Here is a 25,821-nt window from a genome sequence, read left to right as displayed (position 1 = left end):
ATAGGTGTTCACACTGGAATAACTGCCGCCATCAACGCCATTTTCCATATAGAAAATAGCATCTTCGATGCCATCGCCATTGTAGTCGCCTTGGGCCATAAGCGTTAAACGCTGAATACTGCCATCGGTATCGTAATACACCGCTTGGTCCTCACTCGCAGGCTCAACTTTTTTGATTGTGGTCACATCACTCCAGTGCTCGGACTGCGCCACCAGCTCAACCGTATCATTAGAGATGGCGAGGGCGAATTCGGCAGGTAATTCTTTGGCCACTTCTTTACCATGAGTAAAGTTAAGCCAACTGGTGTGAGAGGCTTCTAGTTTCGCCATCGCCTGCCAGGTGTTGCAAATTAGCTCGAGCGCTTCAATAGCGCCTTGCATTGAAAAGTCTTCGCCCTTGAAACCTTGAGCCTGCGCTTGCTTTAATTGTTTACAGCTTGCAATTTCTGTGCTCTTGCCAGAATCATTTATTAGCGGATAACTAAAAAACCACTTACCACTTGCTAGCGCTTCCACATCCGCTCGGCTATCGAGTGATAAGGGATCGACAAAACGCCCCTCAGTTTTATTGGTTTCGCTATAACTTGGAGCAATACTTGGTTGCTCTGTATTTGCGCAGGCTGCAACAGAGAGCAGCATGGCCCCAGATAATAAAAAAGTGCTTTTAGTCATTATGAGTTTGCCAATAAGTTACGAACATACATATTGCGCTCTTCGGAGATGTCTTTACGAGACGACTCGAGCGCGGCATTTTTATAGTCACCCGCGTTAATATAGCGGTTAAAGTTAGGAAAGGTGTTTTTAAGCTTGGTCATACCCAGGTTAAAAATCATATCGAATAGCGCCAATTTGACATTGTCTGGGAAGGCAGCGAACTTATCGGCCCCGTATATTCTTTTCAGCTCCGATTCAAACTGACGAATATGCTTCTCTATCTGTGCATCCATAGTTTGCTCAGACAGGTGTAGTTTGGTTGCTGATTTATAAATGGAAGCGGGGTAATCTTTACCATAGGGCATTTTCTTTAAGCGTGAGAACTCTTCTTCTATTTGCGCGGCAGTAGCTGGTTGCCCAGTGGCATTGACAATAAAAGGTAATTTTTTGGCTTCATCTACGTTACTCAGTAGGTGGCCCACACCAACGGTCGCAAAGCCTTTGGTATCCAAATACATGTGCTCTACGCGGCCCTCATAGCGCTCAATATTACGATAAAGCGATACTTTCAAGGCTCCAGAAACCGGTGTCTGCGCGCTGGCGCTCGCTTGAGAGAGCTTTTCATTTACTTTGCGATGGGTGCGCCCATTTACATCCACTTTGCCATCGGGACGAACCATACCCACCACTTTTTGTTGAAATAGGTTTATCGCGGCAACGGTTTTTGACTGTTCAGGACGGCTTCCTAAACGACCATCAACGACTAACCGCTGAGTGGGCGCAATGAGTCTCAGTAGAGCGTTTAATGCTTGTTGTACCGCTTTAATGTCATTGGGATTATTGACACCGTTGATGCCGACAGATTGGGAAATACGCATGGTTGTCATGAGTTCATCCTTGTTAAAAGTATTCCTAAGACACCTATACGACCATGAAATGAGGCGCTAATTGGGGCAATATTAAACAAAACGGTTAAAAATAGCCAGTTGTCCGTTTAGGTACTTGACGCGGTGCTACATCAAAGCCCCTTCTACTCACTGACACAAGCTCAAGTGGTTACTGTATATAAATAAAAAAAGCCGCTCGGTGAGCGGCTAGGTTGGTTCTAGGGATAAACCCTGTCGTGGAGCTAAAATTAATGGCTAAAAGCTGTAGCGCGCACCCAAGGTGTAGCGCGGTCCATATTGACGTGCAAATAAGAACTGCTCTTCATATCGGCCGTAACCACGCTCCGTTTCATTATTGAGATTCACACCTTCGGCAAACACGGTAATGTGCTCATCGATGTCATAATTAACACTGATATCCCATTGCCCATACGTGTCGCTATACTGCGGTGGCGCATCTGAGGAGCCCTGGTCCTGGCCCACACCAATCAGATACGAATCACGCCATGCATAAGTGATCTTCACCGATAAGCCATCTTTTTCATAGAACGCCTGGAAGTTTGCAGAGTCGCTCAAGCCAGTAAGTGGAGCTTGTTGCACCAAGCTTTCACTATCAAACTCGACATCGCCGTCAACAAAAGTCGCGTTTACACCCACACCAAAGCCCGACTCCCCGAACAGGTGCTGCACTGCCACTTCAAACCCGTCTACCGCTTTGCTGTCGGTATTCTGCGGCTGGCTGATGTTCCAAACAATAAGCGGATCATCACTGCTTGGCTCAATTTTACCTTCGCCATTACCATAGCCTAGCGCCAGCATTTCGTTATAGATTGCATCGCTGGTCGCCTGCTCACCACGGCCTTCAATTGCAGCCACCGCCTCACGGTAGCGAGGACCATCAAGAATGTCGTGCAAACCGTCTATGGTGGTTTCAGTGATAGTTGTTTGGATAAAGTTATCCACGTCTTTTTTGAAATAACCCAGTGACGCGTAGCTGCCTTCGCTGTAGTAATACTCTAGCGATAAGTCCAAGTTAGTGGACTCAAATGGCAATAGATTGGGGTTACCTTGGGCACCAGTTCGCGAGCCTGGCTTAGGGCTGCCCGTTAAACTACGGCCGCCGGCCAAATTACCCAAAGGTGCACGTGACATGGTTTTACCCCATGATACCCGCGCAACCAAATCGTCGGTCAAATCCACTTTAGCATCAATCATCGGCAGTAGGATGTCGTAGTCACCCTCTTGAGTCAGGAAGTTATTCGTGCCGCCTTCGGCGTATTGCATAATCCACTCTGACGCACTTTCCCAATTCACTTGTTGCTCTACACGCTGGCGTACAATGCTAGTTACATCGGTTTGCTCATAACGTAAACCGGCATTCACTTGCACGTAGTAATTGGCGACGTCGAATTCCCACTGCGTTTGCAAGTAAAGGCTTTGCGTTTGCTCTTCAACGGTATTCTCACTATCAATACCATCAAAGAAAGGGTCGATAGAATATACATTGTCACCTACTACATCTTCAGTAAGGTAAGCCAGCTGGCGAGCAATGGCCTCATCAAAGTCGTAGGTGTAGTAATAACCCGGTTGCAAGTCACTACCACCTCCAGCAAATTGATCAAGGAGATCGCCGGTTTCATGGTAGGTGAACATATTATCAGGGAAAATCTCGGGGAACGCCGGATTGAAACCAGGGCCGCCGCGCAGACCGCTCCACGCCGTGAACCCCGTCATGGTTTGCTCAGTGTGCGAGCCACCGAATTGCACCCGGATCAGTGGAATATCAAAGCTGTCGTTGTACCATTCGCTATGCAATTGCGCCTGTTTGATATCCGATTCACCCGGTGAGTAGATGAACTGACTAAAGTTAGAATCAATTTCACTCGGGGCTAACGTAGTGGTGCCATTTTTCCAGTTTACCAAAGTATGAGGGATGTCCCCTTCACGGTAATCATAAATTTTATTAATAAGCTGATCGGAGCCCAAGATCACTTGCCCGGCGCTGCCTAGCCCGTCATCGGCGCCATTATCGGTTTCGTTATTAGAATCATGATAATCAACAGCAACCTGCCATTGATCGTTGATTTGCCAATCGACGTTGAGGCCCACAGAACGTGCGGTGACTTCGGTGGTTGAACGGTTGGTGGTAAACGACGCATCATTACCACTAATGTCAGCGAATAATGCGGTGCCATTTTCATCAAGCTCGTAGCCGTTAATATTGCCACCAAACTCGTTCCAAATGCCCCAGCCTATGCTGTTTGAGCCAGTAATCGCTCGGCTCGCCGTATAATCCAGCGTCACCACAATATCATCGATAGGCGCGTACTGAAGCGTGACCTGCCCGTTGGTGCGCTCGCGCTCTAAGTCTTCAATACTGTAGTTCATATCTTTAGGAAAGAAATGATTACCCACCCGGTTGCCATCAGCGTCTAGAGGGCGAGGGTCAATCACACTGCCCTCCTCAAGCGACGGTAAATCTACGTTAGCTTGCCAACCTTGAATGTTTGCTTGTTGTTTTTGGAAGTCACGTTCCTGATGCGAGAAGGTAAAGCCAACACCGAACATATCATCATCAAAGGTGTTGCTATACACCGCAGAAAACTCTGGAGTGACGTCATCCCTTTGTTCATTAGAAGTATCGTGAATAGCCTTGCCGGTTACGGTAAAGTGCTGCCCAGGGCGTTGGAAGGGTCGCGAGGTAACGATATTAACCGTCGCGCCTAAACCACCGCTGGGGACATCAGCACGCGCAGTTTTAAAAACTTCTAGGGTGTTCACACCCTCTGAGGCGATGTTTTCCAGGTTGTACGAACGCGTGTAACCGGTTCCTGGCATTTGTCGGCCATTAAGGGTGATAAGGTTAAACTCAGGGCCAAAACCACGTACAGTAATTTGGCTCCCCTCGCCGTTAGCCCGACTTACCGACACCCCGGTTATGCGCTGCAATGACTCAGCCAAGTTAGTATCTGGGAACTTGCCCATTTCCTCTGCAGAGATTGCATCGACAACGCCCGAAGATTGGCGTTTAAGATCCATGGAACGAATCAAACTGCCTCGGATCCCTTTAACTTGAATAACTTCTATTTTCTTTTCAGCATTATCTTGTTCTGTCTGTGCCCAAGTTGGCATGGCCACACCAAGGCCTGCGGCAAGGCTCAGCGACACTGAGACAGCTAGCGATGATTTCTTAAATGTTGTAGGTTTCATGATTGCCTGCTTATACAAATTGTTGCCATAGGTTGCGGGCAGCGTACTACCCGCACTCGGTGTGTTAAGGATTCGCTATGACCGCGTTATCGATGCGATACACAGCGCCTTCACCCATGCCCCAAGAAGGGAATACCATCACCACATTGATAGCACTGACATCCAAGCCAGCATTGAGTAGCTGTTGTAATGTGAAGGTGTAGGTTTGCCATTCACCCACGACAGGCTCTGCCCCTTCCTGACTGGCGCTGAGCGGCAGTTCCACTGCGGTTGCAGCACCCAATGACTCCATCTTGAATAACCATTGAGCGTCCGGGTTACCCGCATTGCTAGTAATCTTCATTTCGAACTGCACCACACCCTCGCTGAGCAAACCGGAAGCATCAAATGACACGTTTTCATCGGCTAGAAACCCCATCACGGTTGGCGTCGCTCCGATTGTAAACTCAGCAACTGCGCCATGAGCTTGGTCGTCAGTCACTACAGCAGGCTCAGAGCCACCACAGCAATCCCAAATACTCCACTGCTCAGCAGCCGCGTCTTTGAATAAGGTTAACCCATCATTCTCAGGGTAATAAATTTTGGCGTTATCAATGCGGTATACCGCACCTTCACCGCTGCCCCATGCAGGGAAAATCATTACTACATCAATGGCGCTTAAATCTAACCCAGCGCTCGCTAGATCAGTCAACGCGAAGGTATAAGTTTGCCATTCACCCGCTTGTGGGCCGTGACCTTCAGCGCTTGTTGTTAAATCAACTTCAGCGGCCGTCGCTCCGCCGCTTGACTCCAACTTGAGCAACCAAGGCGCATCTGGCGTATTCGGCATTGATGTTACCTTCATATCAAACTGCATCACGCCACCTTCAACGATAGCCGTGGCATCAAAGGGGTTATCACTGCCGCCTGCATCGCTGCGCGTATTAAAGCCCATAACGGTAGGTGTGGCACCAATCGCAAATTCAGCAACCAAGCCATGGGCTTCATCATCCATGACTTCGATAGGTGTGCTGCCACCGCAGCAATCCCACATCGGCCAATCAACATTTTGGCCATCAGTGAAAAGGTCTAACTGCGGGTACTCGGCGTTTATCTCAACGTTATCGACTTGATAAACGGCGCCCTCTCCAGTGCCCCAAGCAGGGAAGATCATCACCACATCAATTGCTGACACATCAAGGCCAGCATCAGCTAACGCTTGGATTGGAAATGTATACGTTTGCCATTGGCCTACGACAGGAGCTTCACCTTCGGCGCTGGCGCTAAGGTTGAGCTCTACGGCGGAGCCAGCATCAAAGCTTTCAATTTTGAACATCCAAGTGGCATCTGGATTCGCCGGAGCTGAAGTGACGCGCATATCGAAACGCACAAAGCCGTTATCAAGCATGCCGGAGGCATCATAGGGAGAGGCCTCACCCTCAGGGTCGGTAATAAATTCGGCGCGGCTAGTAAAGCCATTCACCGTCGGTTCACTGCCGACCACGAACTCCACCACATTGCCTTTGCCTTCTACAGGTACTAAGCTCGGCGTTGAACCGCCACAGCAGTCCCAAGCAGGCCAGTTAGGGTTAAATTGGTCAGCAAAAATAGTCAGTGGATTGATGCCTGTTGATGGCGGTGTAGGCACAGGCGCCTTACCTTCAACTAATGCATCTGCAGGGTCATCATAACCAGGGCGAATTGTTTCGCAGCCTTTGCCTGTATCAGGGTTCGATGCACACTCATAAACGCGCACATAATCAATTTCAAACTTTTGTCCCTCGGCAAAAGCGCTGGCATCAATACCCGTTTGATTGACGTTTTCCGGCCAATCACCGCCAACAGCAAGGTTGAGGATCATATAAAAATCTTGATCATACGGAGTATTGTCCCAATGCGTGACTAGCTCACCACTGCCCTGCTCAAAATACTCAGCAAACCAACCGCGATGCTTTAAGCCCACAGCTTCATTTTTGCTGTTATAAAGCACCTCAGAACGACGTTGAGTAGCGTAAAGGTAGTCATCTACATACCAGCGAATTTCGCCTTCTTGCCATTCGATGGCATAAGTATGGAAGTCATCTGCGGGGTTCTCATCTTGAGGGAATTCATATGCTTTGCCACTGGAAGCATTGTCTGGCCAATCGCGTCCATAGTGCAAAGTACCATGAATATTAGACTCTACTCCCTCATCAGTGGGCACTTTCAGGTTAACAGCTTCGAGGACGTCGATTTCTCCCGACTTAGGCCACGAACCATACACTTCATCGGTGGGCATCATCCAAAACGCCGGCCAACTGCCTTGTCCTGAGGGCAGCTTGGCACGAACTTCAAAGCGTCCGTAAGTAAAATCGGCCTTGTATCGGGTGTTTAATCGTGCCGACGTGTAAGGCTTCTCAGCCCCTTCTGATGCTGGTAGGGCAACAATATTGAGCACGCCATCTTCGATGTATGCGTTATCGCTGCTATCGGTATAGCATTGCTTTTCATTGTTGCCGCCACCGGCGCAATTGATTTCATAGTTCCACTTTGAGGTGTCGATGCTTTCACCACTGAAATCATCTTCCCAAACCATGACCCAGTTGGAGGCAGGTGCACTAACCTCTGTGGTGGTGACATCAGTCTCAGTGGCGGAGCCGCCACACCCAGTCAGTACAGCTAATGAGAGCGCTGCCAAAGCCCGAGTCGTGTGTGTTGCTGCTTTGTTCATTTTGTTGAACCCCAACATTAATTGGTTATTAGTATCTAACTGATTTAATTGTATTTTTATTATCAACCAGCATTTTGTAAGCGCTTTCAAAAGTGCTCAAATAAAAAGCGCAAATTATGTAAGCGCTTTCACAACATATGACATGGTCGTTAAAACGTCAATAAAATGCAGTTATTTTTTAACACAGGGTTAACTATATGGGGACAAATACACGCAACAAAGCGCCCACCTGGGCGCCTATAGTAAGATTCACATTTCCCTACCTATTAAGCAGGGCTTGGCATATAAAATACATTCAACTTATTGCCATCTAAGTCTCGAAAGTAGCCAGCATAAAAGCCAGGGATATCACCACGCTCACCGGGCTCTCCTTCTTCTTTAGCACCAAGAGCAATCGCCTTTTGGTAAACCTTATCGACCAAATCCGGGGAACTGGCCTGTAATGCCACCATAGTTCCATTACCGGCGCTTGCTGGGCTCTCATCATAGGGCTTCACTATCGCTAACCCGGCGCCCACAGGGCCAGTCGACCAAGCGATTAAGCGCTCATTCTCCATAAACCGCGCTGCACCAAGTTGGCCCAACAAAACATCATAAAAAGCCGCAGCCTTTTGCAAATCATTTGTACCTAAAGTGACGTAGCCAATCATGTTGTGTTCCTTTTTTAGTAATGCAAGATGCTCATCAAGCATATACGGGGATAAACCACGCGCCAACCCATATCTATCACCCTTGCATTATCAGCTCATAAGAGTTCAAACGCGCTTGTTGATCATAAATAATATTGTGTAGCATGATTTCGTCAGCCCCCGTACGCGCCTGTAACCCACGCAGCCCAGCCTGGACTTTCTCTTTATTACCGATGATTGACTCGCGCAACATCCGAGTCACTTGTTGACGTTCAAGGTCGGTCCAGATCGCATCCATATTATCGGTGGGAGGAGGGATCAGCCCCTCTTGCCCCCTGATCATACTGACAAACTTTTGCTGCCCTGTGGTTGCGAGAAACTCGGCTTGCTCGTCAGTAGCAGCGGCAATTGCATTCACCGCTACCATCACATAGGGAGCACTCAGTTGAGCGCTGGGCTGAAACTGTTCACGATACAATTCTATCGCGCGCATCATAAAGTCAGGGGCAAAGTGCGCAGCGAACGCAAAGGGTAAGCCTTTTTGTGCCGCGAGCAAGGCACTGTAAGTGCTTGAACCAAGTAGCCACAACGGCACGTGAGAACCGACTCCAGGGTAAGCTCGCACGCGTTGGCCAGGTTGTTCCTCACCAAGAAAATACTGCAGCTCTTCAAGTTGCGGCAACAAATCTTCCGCAGCCTTTGCATCACGTCGCAACGCACGTGTTGTTACGCCATCGCTCCCCGGCGCACGACCAATGCCTAAGTCGACGCGCTCTGGGAATAGCGCTGCCAAGGTGCCGTATTGTTCGGCGACAATCATCGGCGCGTGATTGGGCAGCATCACGCCCCCAGAGCCAATACGTATACGCTGAGTATGAGCGCCAATGTACGCCAGTACGGTGGACGTGGCGGCGCTGGCTATGTCGGGCATATTATGATGCTCCGCCATCCAAAAACGATGGTAACCTAAACGTTCCACATGTTGAGCAAGCTCCTTAGCGCGGGCAAACGCTTCATTGGCGTTGCTGCCTTGCACCACGGGCGCGAGATCAAGCACACTGAGCTTAGCAATAGCGGTCATTATTACCTCTTCATTTAGCACGTTCTACATTATGTTGATAGGGTCACCTTAACAACATCTCTACCGATACAGCAGCCACAATATGGCATTATCATGATGCTATTTCGGCATCAATATCGTGAGGTAACCGTGCCTGTAACCCAATTAAAACCGTGTAAAAGCTACTAACCTGGGCCTTATGCGTTAGTTTTATTCCGCCATTCAAGGCCCAGAGTAACTATTGATTGAGCACAACTGCTTTTTGTTTTTCCTCCTTAGAGAAAATCAAAGCATCATTTAATGCATCAAAAGCGAATTCAGTTGGTTGCTCTACCTGTAAGTGACCAGCCACCACGTCTTCTAGTAGACGTTCACCGTCCCTTACAAGGCGCTGCCACTGAGCGCTATCCCCATAGTCGTGCAGTGCCCCCAAGGCAATTTCATGGTATGAAATAGTACGCGTAAATGGCGCATCCACGGGGTTATCAATGCGTCCTAAAATACTGATAACATGGCCATTGGCCTGCAGCAGTGGCACAAGCTCCCTTGCCGTATCCGGGCCATTAGCATCAAACAGTGCAAAGTAACCGCCCGCGCTGGGCGCTTGACGAAAAACTGCATCTATACTCAGTTTATCCGCTTGCTCTTGGGTTAAACTTTGCGATAAGACATGCACTTTAAAACCACTGTGACTCAGCATTTGGGCCAACAACTTGTTCACTGCCCCCATACCCGTTATCAGTACCTTAGCACCTTTAACTGCGGGGATTTTGCTAAACGCTTGCCACGCAGTCAGCATCGGACATGGTAAAGCGGCAGCCACCGAAGGACTCAAGCTTTGTGGTATGCGCATCACCCGGTTCGCAAATAAAACGGTGTGTTCAGCAAAACTACCATCAAGGCCTAAACTGTGATGATAAGCCACCATTTGACCGACTAATTGAGCGTCAACTCCCGCACCTACGGCCAGCACTTCGCCGGCACCATCAACGCCCGGAGTGTGACCCTTGGGCCAAGAAATAGGATCGGCATCAATGAATTTCCAATCCACAGGATTGATGCCGATGGCAAGGTTGCGCACCAGAATCTGTCCAGCCTCCAATAGAGGTAAGGCTTTGTAGTCTAATTGCAGGGCATTACCTGCCCCATTAAACTGCCATGCATGGGTCCGCTCTACCATATTTAAATATCCCACTTGGGTGAAAAGTCAGGGTCGGCTTGACGGTCGTTACAATCAAGGGCATCGATTCTGGCGATGTCTTCAGCGCTTAAAGTCAGTTCCAGCGCCTTAAGGTTTGTGGCTAAATTGGCTCGTTTGGTCGATGATGGAATTGTCACCAAACCATGTGCTAATTCCCAAGCCACAACCACTTCGGCGGCGCTGACGTTATGTTTTTTAGCAATAGCTAAAATAGTCTCGTCTTTCAGCACTTTACCCACAGCAAAAGGCATGTAGCCGGTCACTGTGATTCCTTGTTGCACACAAAATTCACGCACTTTTTCATTAGTCAAATAAGGATGAACTTCAATTTGGTTATTGGTCAACGAGCCCTCTGGTAAGATTTTTAGCGCTTGTTGAAGTTGGGCAATAGTGAAGTTAGATACACCTATGTATTTAGTCAAACCCAGCTCTTTGGCACGATGTAACTCACCAAGGTATTCTTCCATTGGTTCACCGCTATCAGGGCTTGGCCAGTGAATTAACAGTAGGTCCACGCTATCAAGCTGCAACTTTCGTAAACTTTCTTTAACGCTGTCAATAAAGCCCTCTTTATTGAGCTTATCGTTCCACACTTTAGTTGTTACAAAGAGCTCTTCACGGGCAATATCGCTATCTCTAATAGCACGACCTACAGCTTCTTCGTTGCCGTAGATTTGCGCAGTATCGATATGCCGATACCCCTCTTCAAGAGCCATCATTACACTCTGATAAGCGACTTCGTCCTCTAGTCGAAACGTGCCAACGCCTAGTTTAGGTAAAATTGATTGATTCATATAGCCTCCTTAAAAGTGAAAATGCGGTAATACCTGTTTACCGATGTACTCAAGTGCCCATTCAACGGGCAAGGTATTTCGCCTAAGATGCAAACCAATATGGTTTACACCTACTTGCTGCATTGCCTTTAGTTCAGTGATGAGTCCATTTATGCCAGTTTCAATCCCGAATCGGTGACGTGTTATTGGCGCATCAGGCTCATCCAGCAAATTTAAATGAATAAAGCTCACGTAAGGCTTTTCGCCAGCAACATTACGCCACTGTGCTACTCGCTTTTTATGATCTTCAGGAGTACCTGGGTATGCCAACCAGCCATCCATATTTTGTCCCACCCACATTGGTGACTGCTGGGCGAGACCCGCGACATATAAGGGCGTGTTAGTCAACTCCGGCAGAACCTTTTGCCCTGCTTGTAAGGGCCGCTTGGGCTCACCTTTGAGCACCGCCACAGCTTCTTGAAAGCGGGCTCCCCGTGAGGGAAAGTCGATATTAAATAAAGGGTATTCACTAGGGCGATCACCACTGGCAAGCCCTAAGATCAACCGTCCTTTACTGAGGCTTTGTATCGTGGCGGCGGCTTTTTTTACTAGCCAAGGCTGGCGAAGAGGCAACACCACCGCAGCCGAGCCAAGCATTATGCGTTCAGTTTTAGCCGCCAGATAACCTAGATAACTAAAAGTTTCAAATACTTGAGCAGCATCACCAAAATTAGGATCATAAATAGGCACGTCACGAACCCAAGCGGCGAAGAAGCCCATTTTGTCGGCTAACTGAATACGCGCTTCATGATGGCGCATATCTGGAATGCCAAAAGGTCCTGAGGTATTGGTTTCAAAACGAGCCCAGTCATTATCCAGCGGCAACTCCACCCCGATAGAAAAAGGTTTTTGTGCTAGTTTATCCAGGCTCATACCAGCTCCTGAGCACGCGTTTCGTCGCGCTTATCAAGGTGACCACTCCAACGCGTTGCCACCAAAGCCGCTACGGAAATCATAGCCCCTATCCAAGCAGTGTCTTGCAGGCTCATACCGTCGACAATCGCACCGCCCAATACAGAGCCTACCGCAATCCCGATATTAAACGCCGCAATGTTTAGGCCTGATGCTACATCTGTGGCATTAGGGGTGTATTTTTCTGCAAGTTTTACTACGTACACTTGCAACCCAGGAACGTTGCCAAAAGCAAAAGCCCCCCATATCAGCACGGTGATCACCGCTCCCACTTTTGATCCCATAGTGAATGTGAATACCAATAAAACTAGAGATAAAGCCGCAAAAATCAGCGTAAGGGCGTTAATCGGACCTTTTTTGTCGGCTAGCTTGCCGCCATAAATATTGCCCACGGCCACAGATACACCATAAACCAGCATGATCAAACCTATGGCTGACGGAGCAAAGCCGGTTTCTTGCTGTAAAATAGGCGCCAGATAAGTAAATGCAGTGAATGTGCCGCCATAGCCCAAAATAGTCATGACATACACCAATACTAATCGCGGTTGAACAAGCACTTGCAACTGCTCTTTGATGCGCGCCGGGCGACCTTGTTTTAAATTCCCCGGGACCAGCACAGCACTGCCAATGAGAGCGATTAGCCCTAAGGCAGAAACCACTAAAAAGGTTGCTCGCCAACCGAAGTTTTGACCAATCCAAGTACCCAGCGGCACGCCTGTGACTAGGGCTACTGTCAAACCGGTGAACATGACTGCGATGGCACTAGCTTCTTTTTCTTTACTCACAAGGCCTGTGGCAATGGTTGAACCAATGGAGAAAAACACGCCATGGGCCAACCCAGTCAGGATGCGCGCCGCAATTAAGCTTTCGTAGCTCGGCGCTTGCCAAGCCAAAATATTTCCTCCAACGAACAACGCCATGAGGCTAAGAAGCACGCTTTTACGCTTCCACCGTCCGGTGAGCGCGGTCAGCACTGGTGCGCCAACGGCCACGCCAATGGCATAAAGGCTAACCAATAACCCAGCACTTGGCAGGGTCACATTTAAATCTTGTGCAATAGTCGGCACTAATCCTACTATTACAAATTCGGTAGTACCTATAGCAAAGGCACTCAAAGTTAAAGCGAGCAATGCAATGGGCATTTATTTTCCTCTTCACTGCGAGTTTAAAAACAATGCCGTCATTGTGGGAGTAAATTTATTTGCAAAAAATAGCAGCAGTGACAAAATACTTTTGTGATAAATGAAAAGGTAAGCCGATGCCCGTCAATGCTAAAACTGAAGACTTAGAAGCCTTTGTGACCGTAGTTGATACTGGAGGCTTTTCTGCTGCGGCACAATTACTCGACCAACAAGTTGCCAAAGTGTCCCGAGCGGTAACCCGCCTGGAGCGTACTTTAAATGCCACCCTACTAAATAGAACCACACGGCGAGTAGAGCTCACAGAAGAAGGAGAGTTGTTTTTGAGCCACGCTCGCGATGGCTTGAATATGCTGGCAAAAGGCGAAGAAGCACTGCGTTTGCTGGGCCGCTCTCCTTCAGGAAAATTACGCGTTGATGCCGCCAGCCCATTTGTTTTTCATCAATTGACCCCTTTGATCAACGATTTTTGCAAAACCTACCCAGATATTACTCTAGAGCTAACCAGCCACGACAGTATTATTGATTTGCTTGAGCATAAAGCCGATATAGCCATACGTATTGGTGACCTTAGTGACTCAAATTTACATGCTCGACGACTAGGTAAAAGCCGCCTACACATAGTGGCAAGTCCTGAGTATTTAGCTCATCATTCCCTTTCAGAGAATATTCAAACTCTACATGAGCAGCGTTTAATCGGTTTTAGCGATGCCCCACACCTCAACACTTGGCCACTCAAAAGCCCGCAACAATTGCGCTTCGCTATCAGTGCTTCCAGCGGCGAGACTGTGCGTCAGCTATGTATAGCGGGTCAAGGACTCGCATTGTTGTCGCATTTTATGGTTAAAGACGACTTAGCCGCCGGGCGCTTAGTGAGCGTACTCAACAACCATATTTTAAGTCCTAATCGACGAGAATCTGTACAAGCTGTTTACTATCGCAACAGTGCAGTGTCTTCACGAATATCTGCCTTTTTAGATTTCATTGAATCAAGGTTGTGCCTGTAGTTACATATTTCACAAAAGTGTTTTTCATTTATTGCGGTTAATGATGACAATCATCTGCGATACGCTGTGCTCAGCACAACTTTAGGAGGTCTTATGAATTCACTTTTCCGTCCCATTACCTTAGCCGGTAAAACATTAAAAAACCGCATTGTTATGCCACCGATGACACGTTCGCGTTCAACCCAACCGGGTGACATCGCTAATGACTTAATGGCGACCTACTACGCGCAGCGTGCCAGTGCCGGACTGATTATCAGTGAAGGGACGCAAATCAGCGAACTAGGTAAAGGCTATGCCTGGACCCCGGGGATCTACACCCCAGAGCAGGTTGCCGGTTGGCGCAAGGTCACCGACGCCGTCCACCAAGCCGGCGGCGTGATGTTTGCCCAGCTGTGGCATGTCGGCCGCGTATCTCATGAAAGTAATACTGGCGGCAAGCAGCCCATCTCATCGTCTGCTATTCAAGCCAAGGGGGTGAAGGTGTTTATCGATGACAATAACAACCCGGGTTTTGTCGAGGCGCAAATGCCGCGCGCCATGAGCGTTGCAGAAATCCACGAGGTCATCGCGCAGTATCGCCACAGCGCCCAATGCGCCAAAGAAGCAGGCTTTGACGGCATTGAGCTGCATGCTGCCAACGGGTATCTAATCAACCAGTTTTTAGACTCACAAGCCAATAACCGCAGCGATGAGTATGGCGGTAGCCTTGATAATCGCCTGCGCTTTTTGCGTGAAGTCGTCAGCGCGGTCAGTGAGGTATTTGGTGCAAACGCCGTAGGGGTCAGATTAGCACCGTTAACAACCTTAAATGGCGCGGTAGATGACAATCCTCAAAGCACCTATGTAGCAGCAGTGCGGGCTCTTAATGAGCTTAACGTTGGCTATGTCCATATTGCGGAGGCCGACTGGGACGATGCGCCTTTAATGAGCGCACAGTTTAAGCACGCTATCCGTGATGCCTTTGATGGGCTCACTATTTACGCGGGTAAATACACCAAGGCGCGCGCCGAGCAAGCACTAAAGGACGGCTGGGCCGATATGATTGGCTTTGGTCGCCCCTTTGTTGCCAACCCGGATTTACCGCAGCGCCTCAAAGCAGGTTTGCCTTTAGCAGAGCATGATCCGCAAACATTATTTGGCGGTGGCCCAGAGGGTTATACTGATTACCCCAATGCGACCACTTAATGTTCGTTCTCTTTAACGCTCACATCAGGGCGAAAATTAAAGTAAGACTCTTCTATCAACGTGCGGTACACACCGGCAATATTTTGCGCTCGCCACTGCTGGTACATGGGCAGGTGACTGAATTCAGGAAAATGTAGCTGTTGCTGCATTTGCGTCAAAGTATGGCCCGCCAACAGCGCGTCACGTACGCTATTATAAAGGGTCTTCAGGTAGGCAAGGTAGCGACGCACGTCGTCCTTGTCACCCATTTGTGCATGCCCCCCTACCAAAATATCAAAGTCGTGGCTAGCGAGTAATTGCTCTGTAGAGCGGATCATGCCGTGGATATCATAACCTTGTAGGTCTTTGTAAGGCATGCGACCTAACACCACCCAATCGACCACAAACATAACGTTCGCGGGCATGAAATGCATACTCACGTTGCCGCGCCCATTATTGGGGCCGAAATAACTAAGCTGCACAGAGCTTTGTCCAAGCTCAGCGGTGAAAGAATCAATGAAGGTAACGTCAGCAAAGCGCACGGGGGCTTTAGTCCAGCGCATGTCCTCATCCGCATAACGATGAGCAACAACGGTAGTTTGTTCATCGACAAGAAATTCGCCACCGAGCGTGTGGTCAATATGGTTGTGACTGTAGGCCATGAACTTAATGGCAACACCAAAACGAGAGTGAATCGCCTTTTTCAGCCATTTCGCCGCATCAGCATTAATAGGATCGGTGACAAATGCCCCCTTATCAGTGATCATAAAAACGCTGTGGTAGTGGCCTGCACTAAATCGATACACGTTATCTTTAACTTGCTCAATCACATAAGACTGAGCGCTGCCAGCAAAACTCACCACCCATAGCAAACACATCAACACCTTATACATAAAACTCTTATTGTTCATTCACATTGCTGATAGTTTAGTCTACTGTGCAATTAACTGTAGCGATCAAGTGGTGCTTGTGTCGCTGTAATAAAAATAAAACATCGCGTCCTTATGATGGTTAAAAACCTAAAAAAGGAACTAACTCTATGCGCTTTTCTCTCATTAGTTGCTCGTTGGCGGCGCTTTTATTAAGCGGATGTAACAGCAGCTCAGATTCTGATCCTGTGGTGGTTGAACAGCCACAAACAGCCACCCCTGCTTCAGTGCAACTGGGCCCTCGCCCATTTGCACTGGTTGATGCCATGGCTGCGGGGCCACTTAAAGAAGCACTGCAAGCATGTGCTGACGACAATTTCGTGGCCAGCGACTTTTCCATTGGCCACCGTGGCGCGCCCATGCAGTTTCCTGAGCATACCCGTGAAAGTTACATTGCGGCAGCGCGCATGGGAGCAGGGATCTTAGAATGTGATGTCACCTTTACCGCCGACAATGAGCTGGTCTGTCGCCATTCGCAGTGCGATTTGCATACCACCACCAATATTCTAGAAACCGAACTTGCTAGCAAATGCTCAGAGCCTTTCACTCCCGCCGCAGACGGCGTCCCAGCAAGCGCCCAGTGTTGCACCAGCGATATCACCTTAGCCGAGTTTAAAACGCTTAAGGGAAAAATGGATGGAGCGAACCCAGCAGCAACCACTGTCAGTGAATATATGCAAGGCACAGCGTTGTGGCGAACCGATCTATATGCCGCTCGCGGTACCTTGATGACTCACCAAGAAAGCATTGAATTGTTTAAATCACTGGGCGTAAAAATGACCCCAGAGTTAAAATCACCTAGCGTCAGTATGCCCTTTAATGGCATGTCGCAAACCGATTACGCATCAAAAATGCTGAACGAGTATGAACTTGCGGGAGTCGCCGCCGATCAGGTGTGGCCGCAATCATTTAACCGCGATGATGTGTTGCATTGGGTTAACACTCATCCAGAATTCGCCGCACAGGCCGTTTACCTTGACGGTCGTGATGCCGAGCCGGGCTTTGATCCCAGTAATGCGCAAACCTGGTCACCCAGCATGGCTGAGCTGGTCAATCAGGGCATCGAAGTTATTGCACCACCGATTTGGATGTTACTTGATTTAGATAATAATAATCAGATTGTTCCCTCGGCGTACGCCCAAGCAGCCAACGAGGCAGGATTGAATATTATTGCTTGGTCATTAGAGCGCTCTGGGCCGCTTGAGAGCGGTGGTGGCTGGTACTACCAATCAATCACCGATGCCGTTGATTCAGATGGTGTGATGATGCAAGTGCTGGATGTATTAGCGCAAGATGTTGGCGTCATCGGTGTGTTCAGTGACTGGCCTGCGACCACCACCTATTATGCCAATTGTAAGTTAGCCAACAACGACGCCTAGCAGCGCTTATATCACAGTAGCGAGGCACCTAGCCTCGCTACTGTGCTTTCAACACTCCACTTCAGTCGCCCCAACAGTCGACCAACAGCCTGACTAATTCCCTAGTATTTCGACACCACTTTGCACCACAGTGATCAGCCAATACCGTCTCAGAGTATAATTTTGCACTGCGCGCTACAAATCCGTACCATCAACAAAAAATGCACAGAAAACGTATGCTTAGACCAACATTCTTATCTCTACTCGCGTTTACACAAGTGGCACTCGCTCAGGATGACTTGGCCGAGATTGAACGCATCACAACCACTGCCTCGCGATTGGCGGTAACAGATGAGGCAATGGCATTGAATATTGCCACCATCAATGCTGAACAATTGGCCATCCTTGGCAGCACGCACATTGAAAAAGCCATGAAACAAATCGCCGGTGCCAATTTACAACACGGTAACGGCCAAGAATATTTACCATCATTGCGCTCTCCGGTATTTACCGGCGGGGGCGCATGTGCCGAAGTGTTGGCGCTAGAAGATGGTATTGCCCTGCGTGCAGCCGGTTTCTGCAACGTTAATGAGCTGTTTGAAGCGCACAGTGAAATGGCTGAGCGTATTGAAGTGCTTAAAGGGCCAGGCTCTGCGCTGTACGGCTCAAATGCTGTGCACGGGGTAATTAATGTGATTACTCCCGATACCACTTATGGGGGCGGCTTCGCTGGCCTCGATGTGGGCTCGTATGGCTATAAACGCGCAAAACTGCGCGCCGGTAAAGATTTAGGCGAGCAAGGTTTTGGCATTAATAGCAGTGTTACCCGTGATAGCGGCTACCGCGATGATGAGAGTGTCGAACAAGAGAAAATCAACCTGCGCTATCGCTATAGCGGCGATACCTTGAGGGTGCAAACCGGGCTCACCTACACCCATCTAGATCAACAAACAGCAGGCTATATTGAGGGTTTTGAAGCCTATAAAAATGAGCAAGTGGCACAGCAAAACCCCAACCCAGAAGCCTTTCGCAAAAATCGCGCGACGCGGCTATGGTCGCAATTTACTTGGCAAGCAAACGGGCAATCCACCTGGATGATCACCCCTTATGTGCGTGACCAACAAATGACCTTTTTAAAGCATTTCTTACCGGGTAAACCGCTGGAGGAAAATAGCCAGCAAGGGGTTGGCGTACAAACGCTTTGGCAAACCCAACTCAACAATTCTTGGCAACTAAACCTAGGCATAGATGGTGAGTACACCCAAGGCGACGTGCTGCAATATCAACACCAGCCAACCACCGGCTCAGCCTTTTTACAGGCCACCGTACCACAAGGAAAGCATTACGATTACAGCGTTGATGCAACATGGTATGCCCCTTTTGCGCAGCTCTCTTATCGTCATTCGGCCTGGTTAGTGACTTTAGGGGCACGTTACGAGCACATCGACTACAACTACAACAACCATATGCTCGCTGGGCGTACCCGTGACGATGGCAGCGAATGTGGCTTTGGCGGTTGTCGTTATTCACGCCCCGCGAGCGGCGACAACAGCTTTGCCGATCTCTCCCCGAAGCTATCGCTGAGCTATCAGCTGAGCCCTGAACTTATTGCTTATACTAATCTCGCCAAAGGCTACCGCGCGCCGCAAACCTCAGAGTTATATCAACTGCAGCGTGAGCAGCAAGTGGCCGATTTAAAAAGCGAAACCATCAATAGCGTGGAGCTGGGTGTAAAGGGGGCTTACAATTCAGTGCGCTTCAACCTGGCTGGCTACGTGATGCAAAAAGATAACTTTATTTTCCGCGATAGTGACTTCTTTAATGTCAGTGACGGTGAAAGTAAACACCGAGGTATTGAGTTAGAACTACGCTATCAGGCTAGCAGCCGGGTAATGCTGCAACTTGCACTGAGTCGGGCGCTGCACACCTATGAGCACCAGCAAGTCATCGCTGACACTCAACTCAAGGGAAACATTATGGACACCGCGCCCAAATGGGTGGCAAATACTCAACTGCATTGGCAAGTCAGTGACGATGTCGATGTTGCCCTGGAGTGGCATCACGTCAGTGATTATTACACCGACCCACAAAATTTACACCGCTACAGTGGCCATGATCTCATTAATATACGCGGTGCATGGCAAGTGAATAAGGACTGGCGAGTGATTGCTCGGGTCGAGAATATCGCAGATACAGCCTATGCTGAACGTGCCGATTTCACGACTTTCAGCGGCGATCGTTACTTTCCCGGGCGCCCGCGCAGCGTGCTATTTAGTATCGAAAGGCAGTGGTAACTTATTAGCTTAGTGCGCTTAAGAGTATACCGGGGTCGGAGATCCCGGCCTCTTTGAGTGCTTCAGTGACCGCTTGGGTCATTTGCATAAGCTGTACTTCCATATTGGCAACAAGATTGCGCTGTGATTCGATCATAGCTTTGTGCGCTTCCTCATCATTGGGGTCTTGCTCGTTTTGCAGAGTTCTCAACCTTTCACGTGCTTGGTCTATTTGCTCTTTTACGCGCTCGATTTGTTCTAGCATTTTCTGAATATGCGCGGGCAGTTGCTCGCGCAAGCTCTGCTTAATGTCCGCCTCAGCCTGAGCTTTGGCTTGATTATGCTGGGGTTGCAGGCGTAAAGTGCCCTCAGATTGAGGCGATGTCGGTATAGATTGTGAGTAGGAAGAATCAATGCGCATTGCGCGTCCTTGGCATCATGGCTCGCTTTTAAATACTATCGGCACCGACTAGGGACACTTGAGTCAAAATTTATCGGACAACACATAATGAAGTTTATATTGCAGCTTTGCAAAGGTGTTTGCAGCTTACTCTTTGTCTGCGCTGTCGCACTGCTCTGTTGGCAAGTGCAAACTCTTTGGCCCAGCGTCTTCTATTTATGCATGAGCACAATAACCTTTGTGTGGTTTTGGCATGATAAACGCGCGGCGCAGCGCCAACGCCCACGTACACCCGAGCGTGACTTATTAATATGGTCGCTATTCGGTGGCTGGCTAGGAGCCCTTGCGGCGCAAACTTGGTTGCGTCATAAATCGCAAAAGCGCGCCTTTATCATAAAGCTATGGGTGACTATTTTGGTCCATTGCTGGATGTTTATTATTGTTGCAGTACAACTGATTTTGAGTAGCGCTGGTTTATGGTAGTCATACTTTTGGCTAAGTATAAAAGTGCTGACTTTTTATACATTTTTGCTAAACTTGGGAACAAATAAAACGTCACGCTCGTTAAATGGATTTACAGCAATGAACTTAATTATTTTCTTACTCCTTTTTGGCGCCTACTTATGGGTGCGCTTTACCCTTCGTAAACAGCTACGTAGCTATGTTGAACAGTACTATCCCGACTTGCGCGCAGTGCTCAATCATAACCCGCTAAAACTCAGCAAAGCCAAAGCACTGGAAACCAACTTAGATGCCTGGCTCAACAACGAAAGTGGATACAGCCTGAGTGACGATTACATCAGCCGCAAGCGCAAGCAAATCTCACTAACCAACCAATGTGGCATGATCATCGCGCTAATCGCTATGCTGCTGCCCTTATTTTTTGCAACTCCATGACCAAGCTGTCATTTTTTATCGAATAAAGTTGCACCTACAGAGTATGGGTCTTATAACAGGGAGACTGACATAGCTGCCAAGGACAGATTATGAAATTCACTCCCCTCTCTTGGGCCATGGGTTTAGCTATCGCAACCAGCGGTATCGCCAATGCAGCCCAAAGCACTCGCCATGATGTACTCGCGCTCGAAGACGTTTTCAATCTTGAATATGCCAATCAAATCGATATCAGTGATGATGGCGATACCGTGTATTTTGTGCGCAATCGCATGGACATTAAGTCAGACCGCAAATTTAGTAATATTTGGCAGGTCAGCACCGACAATAAACAGCTGCAACCAGTAACCAGTGGCGTACATCAAGACTTTGCCCCCGTGTTATCCCCCGATGGCAGTCGCTTAGCGTTTATTTCTACACGAGATGGCAGCGCACAGCTGTATGTTAAGTGGTTAAACACAGGTGCGGTAAGTAAAATCAGCAACCTTACACAGAGCCCCTCCAAGCCCACCTGGACACCAGACGGCAAAAGCTTAGTATTCAGTATGTTTGTGCCCGCTAAGCCCAATAGCCCGGTGAGCTTACCCGGTAAGCCCGAAGGCGCAAAATGGGCCGACCCAGCGCTGTTTATCGATGAGGTTTACTACCGCGCTGATGGCGCCGGCTATACCAAAGCAGGCCATAACCACCTGTTTCGTATTGCTGCTAACGGCGGCAACGCGGTGCAGCTCACATCCGGTGACTTTGACCATGGCGGCAGTATCAGCTTTAGTGACGATGGCAGCACCTTATACTTTTCAGCAAACCGTCACAGTGACCATGAGTTAAAGCCGATAAACTCAGAAATTTACGCGCTGGAGCTTGATACTCTCAGCATTCGCCCCATCACCGACCGCGATGGCCCAGACAGCCAGCCGCAGGTGTCTCCCAATGGTCGTTACTTAGCCTATACCGGCTATGACGATAAGCGCACTAACTATGAAAACACTCAGCTCTATATCCGCGATTTAGAATCTGGCGAGACGCGCAGCTTAACGCCGGACTTTGACCGCGCAGTGGCGCAAATACACTGGGCGGATGATAGTCGCGGCCTGTACTTTAGCTACGATAGCGAAGGCAAAACCACCATTGGCTACCAACCTTTGCGCGGTGAAGCCAAGGTGATCACCGACAAAGTGGGGAGCGTGTCTTTTGGTCGCCCCTACTCAGGCGGCGATTTTGACGTTAGCGCCGAGGGTGATATTGCGTTCACGCTCGCCGACACTCAGCGCCCTGCCGATGTGGCCTTGACTAAGCGCGGCGAAGCGCTGCGGTTAACGCATTTAAATGAAGATGCCTTGGCCAACAAAACGCTTGGTAAAGTGGAAGAGTTGTGGGTTAAGTCCAGTCACGATGAGCTCGATATTCAGGGCTGGATTGTTTACCCGCCGCACTTTGACGCAACTAAAAAGTACCCTTTGATTCTCGAGATCCACGGTGGACCGGTGGCCAACTACGGGCCTCACTTTAGCGCTGAAGCACAATTATTCGCCGCTCAAGGCAACGTGGTGCTGTACATGAACCCACGCGGCAGTGACTCTTACGGCAAAGACTTTGCACAAACGATTCATCATAACTATCCAAGCAACGACTACCATGATTTGATGACGGGTGTGGATGCCTTAGTTGCCAAAGGCTTTATTGATGACACTAAACTCTATGTAACCGGCGGCTCTGGCGGCGGTGTACTTACCTCGTGGATAGTCGGCCATACCGATCGCTTTGCTGCGGCGGTGGTTGCCAAGCCTGTTATTAATTGGTTTAGCTTTGTACTAACGGCTGATTTTTATCCCTTCTTTGCGGATTACTGGTTCCCAGGCAAGCCATGGGAGCATATGCAACATTATATGGAGCGCTCACCTATTAGCTATGTGGGCAATGTAACCACCCCCACCATGCTATTAACCGGTGAGGCCGATTATCGTACGCCTATTTCCGAAACGGAGCAGTTCTACCAAGCATTGCAATTGCAAGGTGTGGATACCGCCATGGTGCGTATTCCTGATGCCTCGCATGGCATCACCAAACGGCCCTCGAACCTGATGGCAAAAGTCGCCTACATTCTGTGGTGGTTTGAAAAACACGGCGAAAAGCAGGCCGATAAATAACCATATAAAGGCGGCGACACGCTGTCGCCGCCCTTGTCGCGACTAGGCTGTGCCTTTAGGCCAGCACCAGTTCCACATCAATGTTGCCACGTGTGGCATTGGAATAGGGGCAAACCTGATGCGCGGTATCCATTAATTGACTCGCCTGCGCTTTGTCCATATCCCCCAAATCCACGGTGAGCTTAGCGTCGATAGAAAAACCTTGCCCTTTTGGACCAATTGCAACCTCACCCGTTACGGCAATATCCTGAGGTAACTTAATTTTTTGATCGCCCGCCACTTTTTTCAACGCGCCAATAAAACACGCTGAATAACCGGCGGCAAAAAGCTGCTCAGGGTTGGTGCCCTGACCATCATCGCCCCCCAGCCCCTTTGGAACCGATAGGTCAACATCTAAACGGCCGTCGTCCGACTTGGCAGAGCCGTCTCGTCCACCAGTTGCCGTGGCTTTTGCACTATAAAGAATCTGTTCTAACGCCATTATTGGCCTCCTTCTAGTTAACTATTTAGCAATTTACTTTGTATGCAAAGTAAATAATAGCGATGGCCAACTTGAAGATCAAGTTATTTGCATGCAAAATAAAATAAAGGAGAAATCATGACCGACAATGCTTTAAAACTTGACTACCAGCTGTGTCACCGCTTTTACACTGTGGCTAACGCCTTCACCCGGGCCTATCGGCCGTTATTGCGTGAGCTCGATATTACTTACCCACAGTATGTGGTGTTAATGGCATTATGGGAAAAAGACCAAATCACCATTCATCAATTACTTGAGAAAACCCATATTGATGGTGGTGCCATGAGTTTAATTTTAAAAAAGCTTACGCAGAAATCTTTTGTACAGGTGATCCATGATCAGCATGACAAGCGGGTAAAGCGGGTGGTACTCAGCGACTATGGAAAAAAGGCCAAACACACCGCGCAAAAAATTCCTCAGCAAATGCGCTGTAACCTCAAAAATATCAGTGATGAAGAAGGGATGGAGTTGATACGACTAATAGACAAAGTGAGTGATGACTTACATACCACACTTTGTGAGGCCGATACCCAGTAAGCAATGATCAGATAGCCTCGTTATCGCCCAGTGACGCTGGGAGCGCTTACCATGAAAATGAGCATAGAAAGAAATCCATTTAAGATGTATATCAACGGCTGTGAGCGAATATTGCTTCGTCAGCATAAACTCGCCGATGTAGTTTAAAAATGGTGAATGAGTTCTCACTGAGCCAGCCTCAACAAATTATTGTCTTTATATACAGCATTGTTGTATTTCTCCTATAGTCAGGAAAACGACCCTTTGGGTCGTTTTTGTCGTGCCCACATTTAGAGCAATGCAGCGTAACTTCAATGCTGGTAAGTACTTCCTAAATTTGCTATCAATGGTCTAAGGACGAAAACGAGACAGATTGCGGCAGAAAAACGACCCAATCGCTCGATATTAAATTGTTAGAGCTTTCTGGAGTAAGGATGCGTTGCCAATATAAATTTAAATTAAATGGTCAAGTTAAAACTAATCAAAATACAGATTTTGAAATAGATGATTATAGGTTTGAGTTTGTTTTAAAAGACAACCTAATCGACTATATAGTTGTTTCATTCCCTGTTTCACAGCATGACACCCCTCAAGTCAAGGAAAGTGAAACACCCGGTGTAAAACTCAGCATAAACATGGTTCATCCTAGATGGGAGGAATTAGAAACAATCATGCGTCAAATAGAAGGGATGTGGAGCTTATGGGGTGTAGAATCAATAGATATTTCTGGGCATGAAATAGAATGGATTCCTGAAAATGAGTCAGAGAAAGAACTCATTCAGCTAAATAACTTCCAAGTCGGTAGGCACAAGTTTACTCCTGAGGAAATTCAACCAATAGGATTTGATTTGTTAGTTAGGCCGATAATAACCGCCGTAAAAGATAAAAATCACGATGTAGTTTTATCCTTCTACAGAAGAGGAACAAACGACATTAAGAGAGAAGAATATATCGAAGCATTTTATGATTTTTACTTCATGCTTGAATCGCATTATGGTAATGGAAAAACTAAGAATACAGCTATTGAAAGAGAAATGGTTTCTTCCTCAAAATTAGAGGTATTTATAAATAAAATACTTAAAGACCCCAAATATGTTTACTCTTTGCCGTCGGAATTAAGGGCTAAGTACATCGCAGAGTACTCTTTAACATCCTCAGAGTTTATAAAAAAGATTGTCAAACTTCGCGGTTTTCTTCATCACCACAATACGAAACGTAAAGACGGGTGGGATCCAGGTAAGCAAAGCGCTTACAAGTTGGAAGCCTTTATACTTCAAAATATTTGTATTAATGTGGCTATGCCCGAATTCAGATAATAAGTGCACCACTCATGGTTAAGAGGTGACAGACGATCAACTGCCTGTTGGTGGTATTCTAATGTCGCCAAACAAAAAGAGTA

Annotated in this window: 22 protein-coding genes; 9 read left to right on the top strand and 13 right to left on the bottom strand. The window is 48.2% G+C overall.

Features of this window, described 5'->3' with window-relative positions; all coding sequences use genetic code 11:
• From MHM93_RS18720 to MHM93_RS18675, 10 genes are all read right to left on the bottom strand, one after another.
• Positions 1–672 (bottom strand): hypothetical protein (locus MHM93_RS18720; RefSeq protein ID WP_239450158.1); only part of this gene is annotated, 672 nt, incomplete at its 3' end.
• A complete protein-coding gene (locus tag MHM93_RS18715) occupies positions 672–1,541 on the bottom strand; it encodes a hypothetical protein (protein ID WP_151173812.1) in 870 nt (289 codons plus the stop codon). The genes MHM93_RS18720 and MHM93_RS18715, both read right to left, overlap by 1 nt.
• 255 nt (positions 1,542–1,796) lie before the next feature.
• Entirely contained in the window at positions 1,797–4,751 is a 2,955-nt protein-coding gene (locus tag MHM93_RS18710) for a TonB-dependent receptor (RefSeq protein ID WP_239450157.1), read from the bottom strand.
• 64 nt (positions 4,752–4,815) lie between these two features.
• Positions 4,816–7,440, bottom strand: coding sequence for a glycoside hydrolase family 16 protein (locus MHM93_RS18705; RefSeq protein WP_239450156.1), 2,625 nt, complete (start codon positions 7,438–7,440; stop codon positions 4,816–4,818).
• A gap of 266 nt (positions 7,441–7,706) precedes the next feature.
• Positions 7,707–8,090 carry a VOC family protein gene (locus tag MHM93_RS18700; protein ID WP_130146240.1) on the bottom strand — a complete coding sequence of 128 codons (384 nt, stop codon included), beginning with the start codon at positions 8,088–8,090 and terminating at the stop codon, positions 7,707–7,709.
• A 76-nt stretch (positions 8,091–8,166) separates the two neighbouring features.
• Complete coding sequence (locus MHM93_RS18695; RefSeq protein ID WP_239450155.1) at positions 8,167–9,150, bottom strand: LLM class flavin-dependent oxidoreductase; 984 nt, start codon at positions 9,148–9,150, stop codon at positions 8,167–8,169.
• A 217-nt stretch (positions 9,151–9,367) separates the two neighbouring features.
• On the bottom strand, positions 9,368–10,309 hold the full coding sequence (locus tag MHM93_RS18690; RefSeq protein WP_239450154.1) for an alcohol dehydrogenase catalytic domain-containing protein: 942 nt from the start codon (positions 10,307–10,309) through the stop codon (positions 9,368–9,370).
• Positions 10,310–10,311: 2 nt separating this feature from the next.
• Positions 10,312–11,124 carry a 2,5-didehydrogluconate reductase DkgB gene (dkgB, locus tag MHM93_RS18685; RefSeq protein ID WP_138508158.1) on the bottom strand — a complete coding sequence of 271 codons (813 nt, stop codon included), beginning with the start codon at positions 11,122–11,124 and terminating at the stop codon, positions 10,312–10,314.
• Between the two features lie 9 nt (positions 11,125–11,133).
• A complete protein-coding gene (locus MHM93_RS18680; RefSeq protein ID WP_239450153.1) occupies positions 11,134–12,036 on the bottom strand; it encodes a TIGR03571 family LLM class oxidoreductase in 903 nt (300 codons plus the stop codon).
• Positions 12,033–13,217 carry an MFS transporter gene (locus MHM93_RS18675; RefSeq protein ID WP_239450152.1) on the bottom strand — a complete coding sequence of 395 codons (1,185 nt, stop codon included), beginning with the start codon at positions 13,215–13,217 and terminating at the stop codon, positions 12,033–12,035. The genes MHM93_RS18680 and MHM93_RS18675 overlap by 4 nt, the downstream gene beginning before the upstream one ends.
• A 116-nt stretch (positions 13,218–13,333) precedes the next feature.
• On the opposite strand from MHM93_RS18675, the gene MHM93_RS18670 reads away from it, so the two are divergent.
• Positions 13,334–14,221 carry a LysR family transcriptional regulator gene (locus MHM93_RS18670; RefSeq protein WP_138508161.1) on the top strand — a complete coding sequence of 296 codons (888 nt, stop codon included), beginning with the start codon at positions 13,334–13,336 and terminating at the stop codon, positions 14,219–14,221.
• Between the two features lie 93 nt (positions 14,222–14,314).
• The gene (locus tag MHM93_RS18665) at positions 14,315–15,406 is read left to right on the top strand and encodes an alkene reductase (protein ID WP_239450151.1); all 1,092 of its coding nucleotides are present in this window, start codon (positions 14,315–14,317) and stop codon (positions 15,404–15,406) included.
• Here MHM93_RS18665 and MHM93_RS18660 read toward each other — a convergent pair.
• Complete coding sequence (locus tag MHM93_RS18660) at positions 15,403–16,296, bottom strand: MBL fold metallo-hydrolase (protein ID WP_239450150.1); 894 nt, start codon at positions 16,294–16,296, stop codon at positions 15,403–15,405. The genes MHM93_RS18665 and MHM93_RS18660 overlap by 4 nt on opposite strands.
• A gap of 128 nt (positions 16,297–16,424) precedes the next feature.
• Between MHM93_RS18660 and MHM93_RS18655 the strand changes: the two genes are divergently transcribed.
• The gene (locus MHM93_RS18655) at positions 16,425–17,693 is read left to right on the top strand and encodes a glycerophosphodiester phosphodiesterase family protein (RefSeq protein WP_239450149.1); all 1,269 of its coding nucleotides are present in this window, start codon (positions 16,425–16,427) and stop codon (positions 17,691–17,693) included.
• A 215-nt stretch (positions 17,694–17,908) separates the two neighbouring features.
• Entirely contained in the window at positions 17,909–19,966 is a 2,058-nt protein-coding gene (locus tag MHM93_RS18650; protein ID WP_239450148.1) for a TonB-dependent receptor, read from the top strand.
• A 4-nt stretch (positions 19,967–19,970) separates the two neighbouring features.
• Here MHM93_RS18650 and MHM93_RS18645 read toward each other — a convergent pair whose 3' ends face one another.
• Entirely contained in the window at positions 19,971–20,366 is a 396-nt protein-coding gene (locus tag MHM93_RS18645) for a hypothetical protein (protein WP_239450147.1), read from the bottom strand.
• 201 nt (positions 20,367–20,567) lie between these two features.
• Between MHM93_RS18645 and MHM93_RS18640 the strand changes: the two genes are divergently transcribed.
• The 3 genes from MHM93_RS18640 (at position 20,568) to MHM93_RS18630 (ending at position 23,386) form a co-directional block, all read left to right on the top strand.
• Complete coding sequence (locus MHM93_RS18640) at positions 20,568–20,828, top strand: DUF1294 domain-containing protein (protein ID WP_162197080.1); 261 nt, start codon at positions 20,568–20,570, stop codon at positions 20,826–20,828.
• 99 nt (positions 20,829–20,927) lie between these two features.
• Entirely contained in the window at positions 20,928–21,242 is a 315-nt protein-coding gene (locus tag MHM93_RS18635; RefSeq protein ID WP_022945241.1) for a hypothetical protein, read from the top strand.
• A gap of 89 nt (positions 21,243–21,331) precedes the next feature.
• Positions 21,332–23,386 carry a S9 family peptidase gene (locus MHM93_RS18630; RefSeq protein WP_239450146.1) on the top strand — a complete coding sequence of 685 codons (2,055 nt, stop codon included), beginning with the start codon at positions 21,332–21,334 and terminating at the stop codon, positions 23,384–23,386.
• A gap of 55 nt (positions 23,387–23,441) precedes the next feature.
• Here the strand turns inward: MHM93_RS18630 and MHM93_RS18625 are convergent, their stop codons facing one another.
• Positions 23,442–23,870 (bottom strand): organic hydroperoxide resistance protein, encoded by a 429-nt coding sequence (locus MHM93_RS18625; RefSeq protein ID WP_343224179.1) that lies wholly within the window; start codon positions 23,868–23,870, stop codon positions 23,442–23,444.
• 114 nt (positions 23,871–23,984) lie between these two features.
• Here MHM93_RS18625 and MHM93_RS18620 point away from each other — a divergent pair, with 114 nt between their 5' ends.
• Positions 23,985–24,443: a MarR family transcriptional regulator gene (locus tag MHM93_RS18620; protein ID WP_022945244.1), complete on the top strand. Its 459-nt coding sequence runs from the start codon at positions 23,985–23,987 to the stop codon at positions 24,441–24,443.
• Between the two features lie 413 nt (positions 24,444–24,856).
• On the top strand, positions 24,857–25,738 hold the full coding sequence (locus tag MHM93_RS18615) for a cyclin family protein (RefSeq protein ID WP_239450144.1): 882 nt from the start codon (positions 24,857–24,859) through the stop codon (positions 25,736–25,738).
• The last annotated feature ends 83 nt before the right edge of the window (positions 25,739–25,821 follow it).

The organism is Pseudoalteromonas sp. MM17-2 (assembly GCF_022347945.1).
Classification (GTDB): domain Bacteria; phylum Pseudomonadota; class Gammaproteobacteria; order Enterobacterales; family Alteromonadaceae; genus Pseudoalteromonas; species Pseudoalteromonas ruthenica.
Note: the sequence above shows the minus strand (reverse complement) of the source record. Positions and strands in the feature narration are given on the sequence as shown.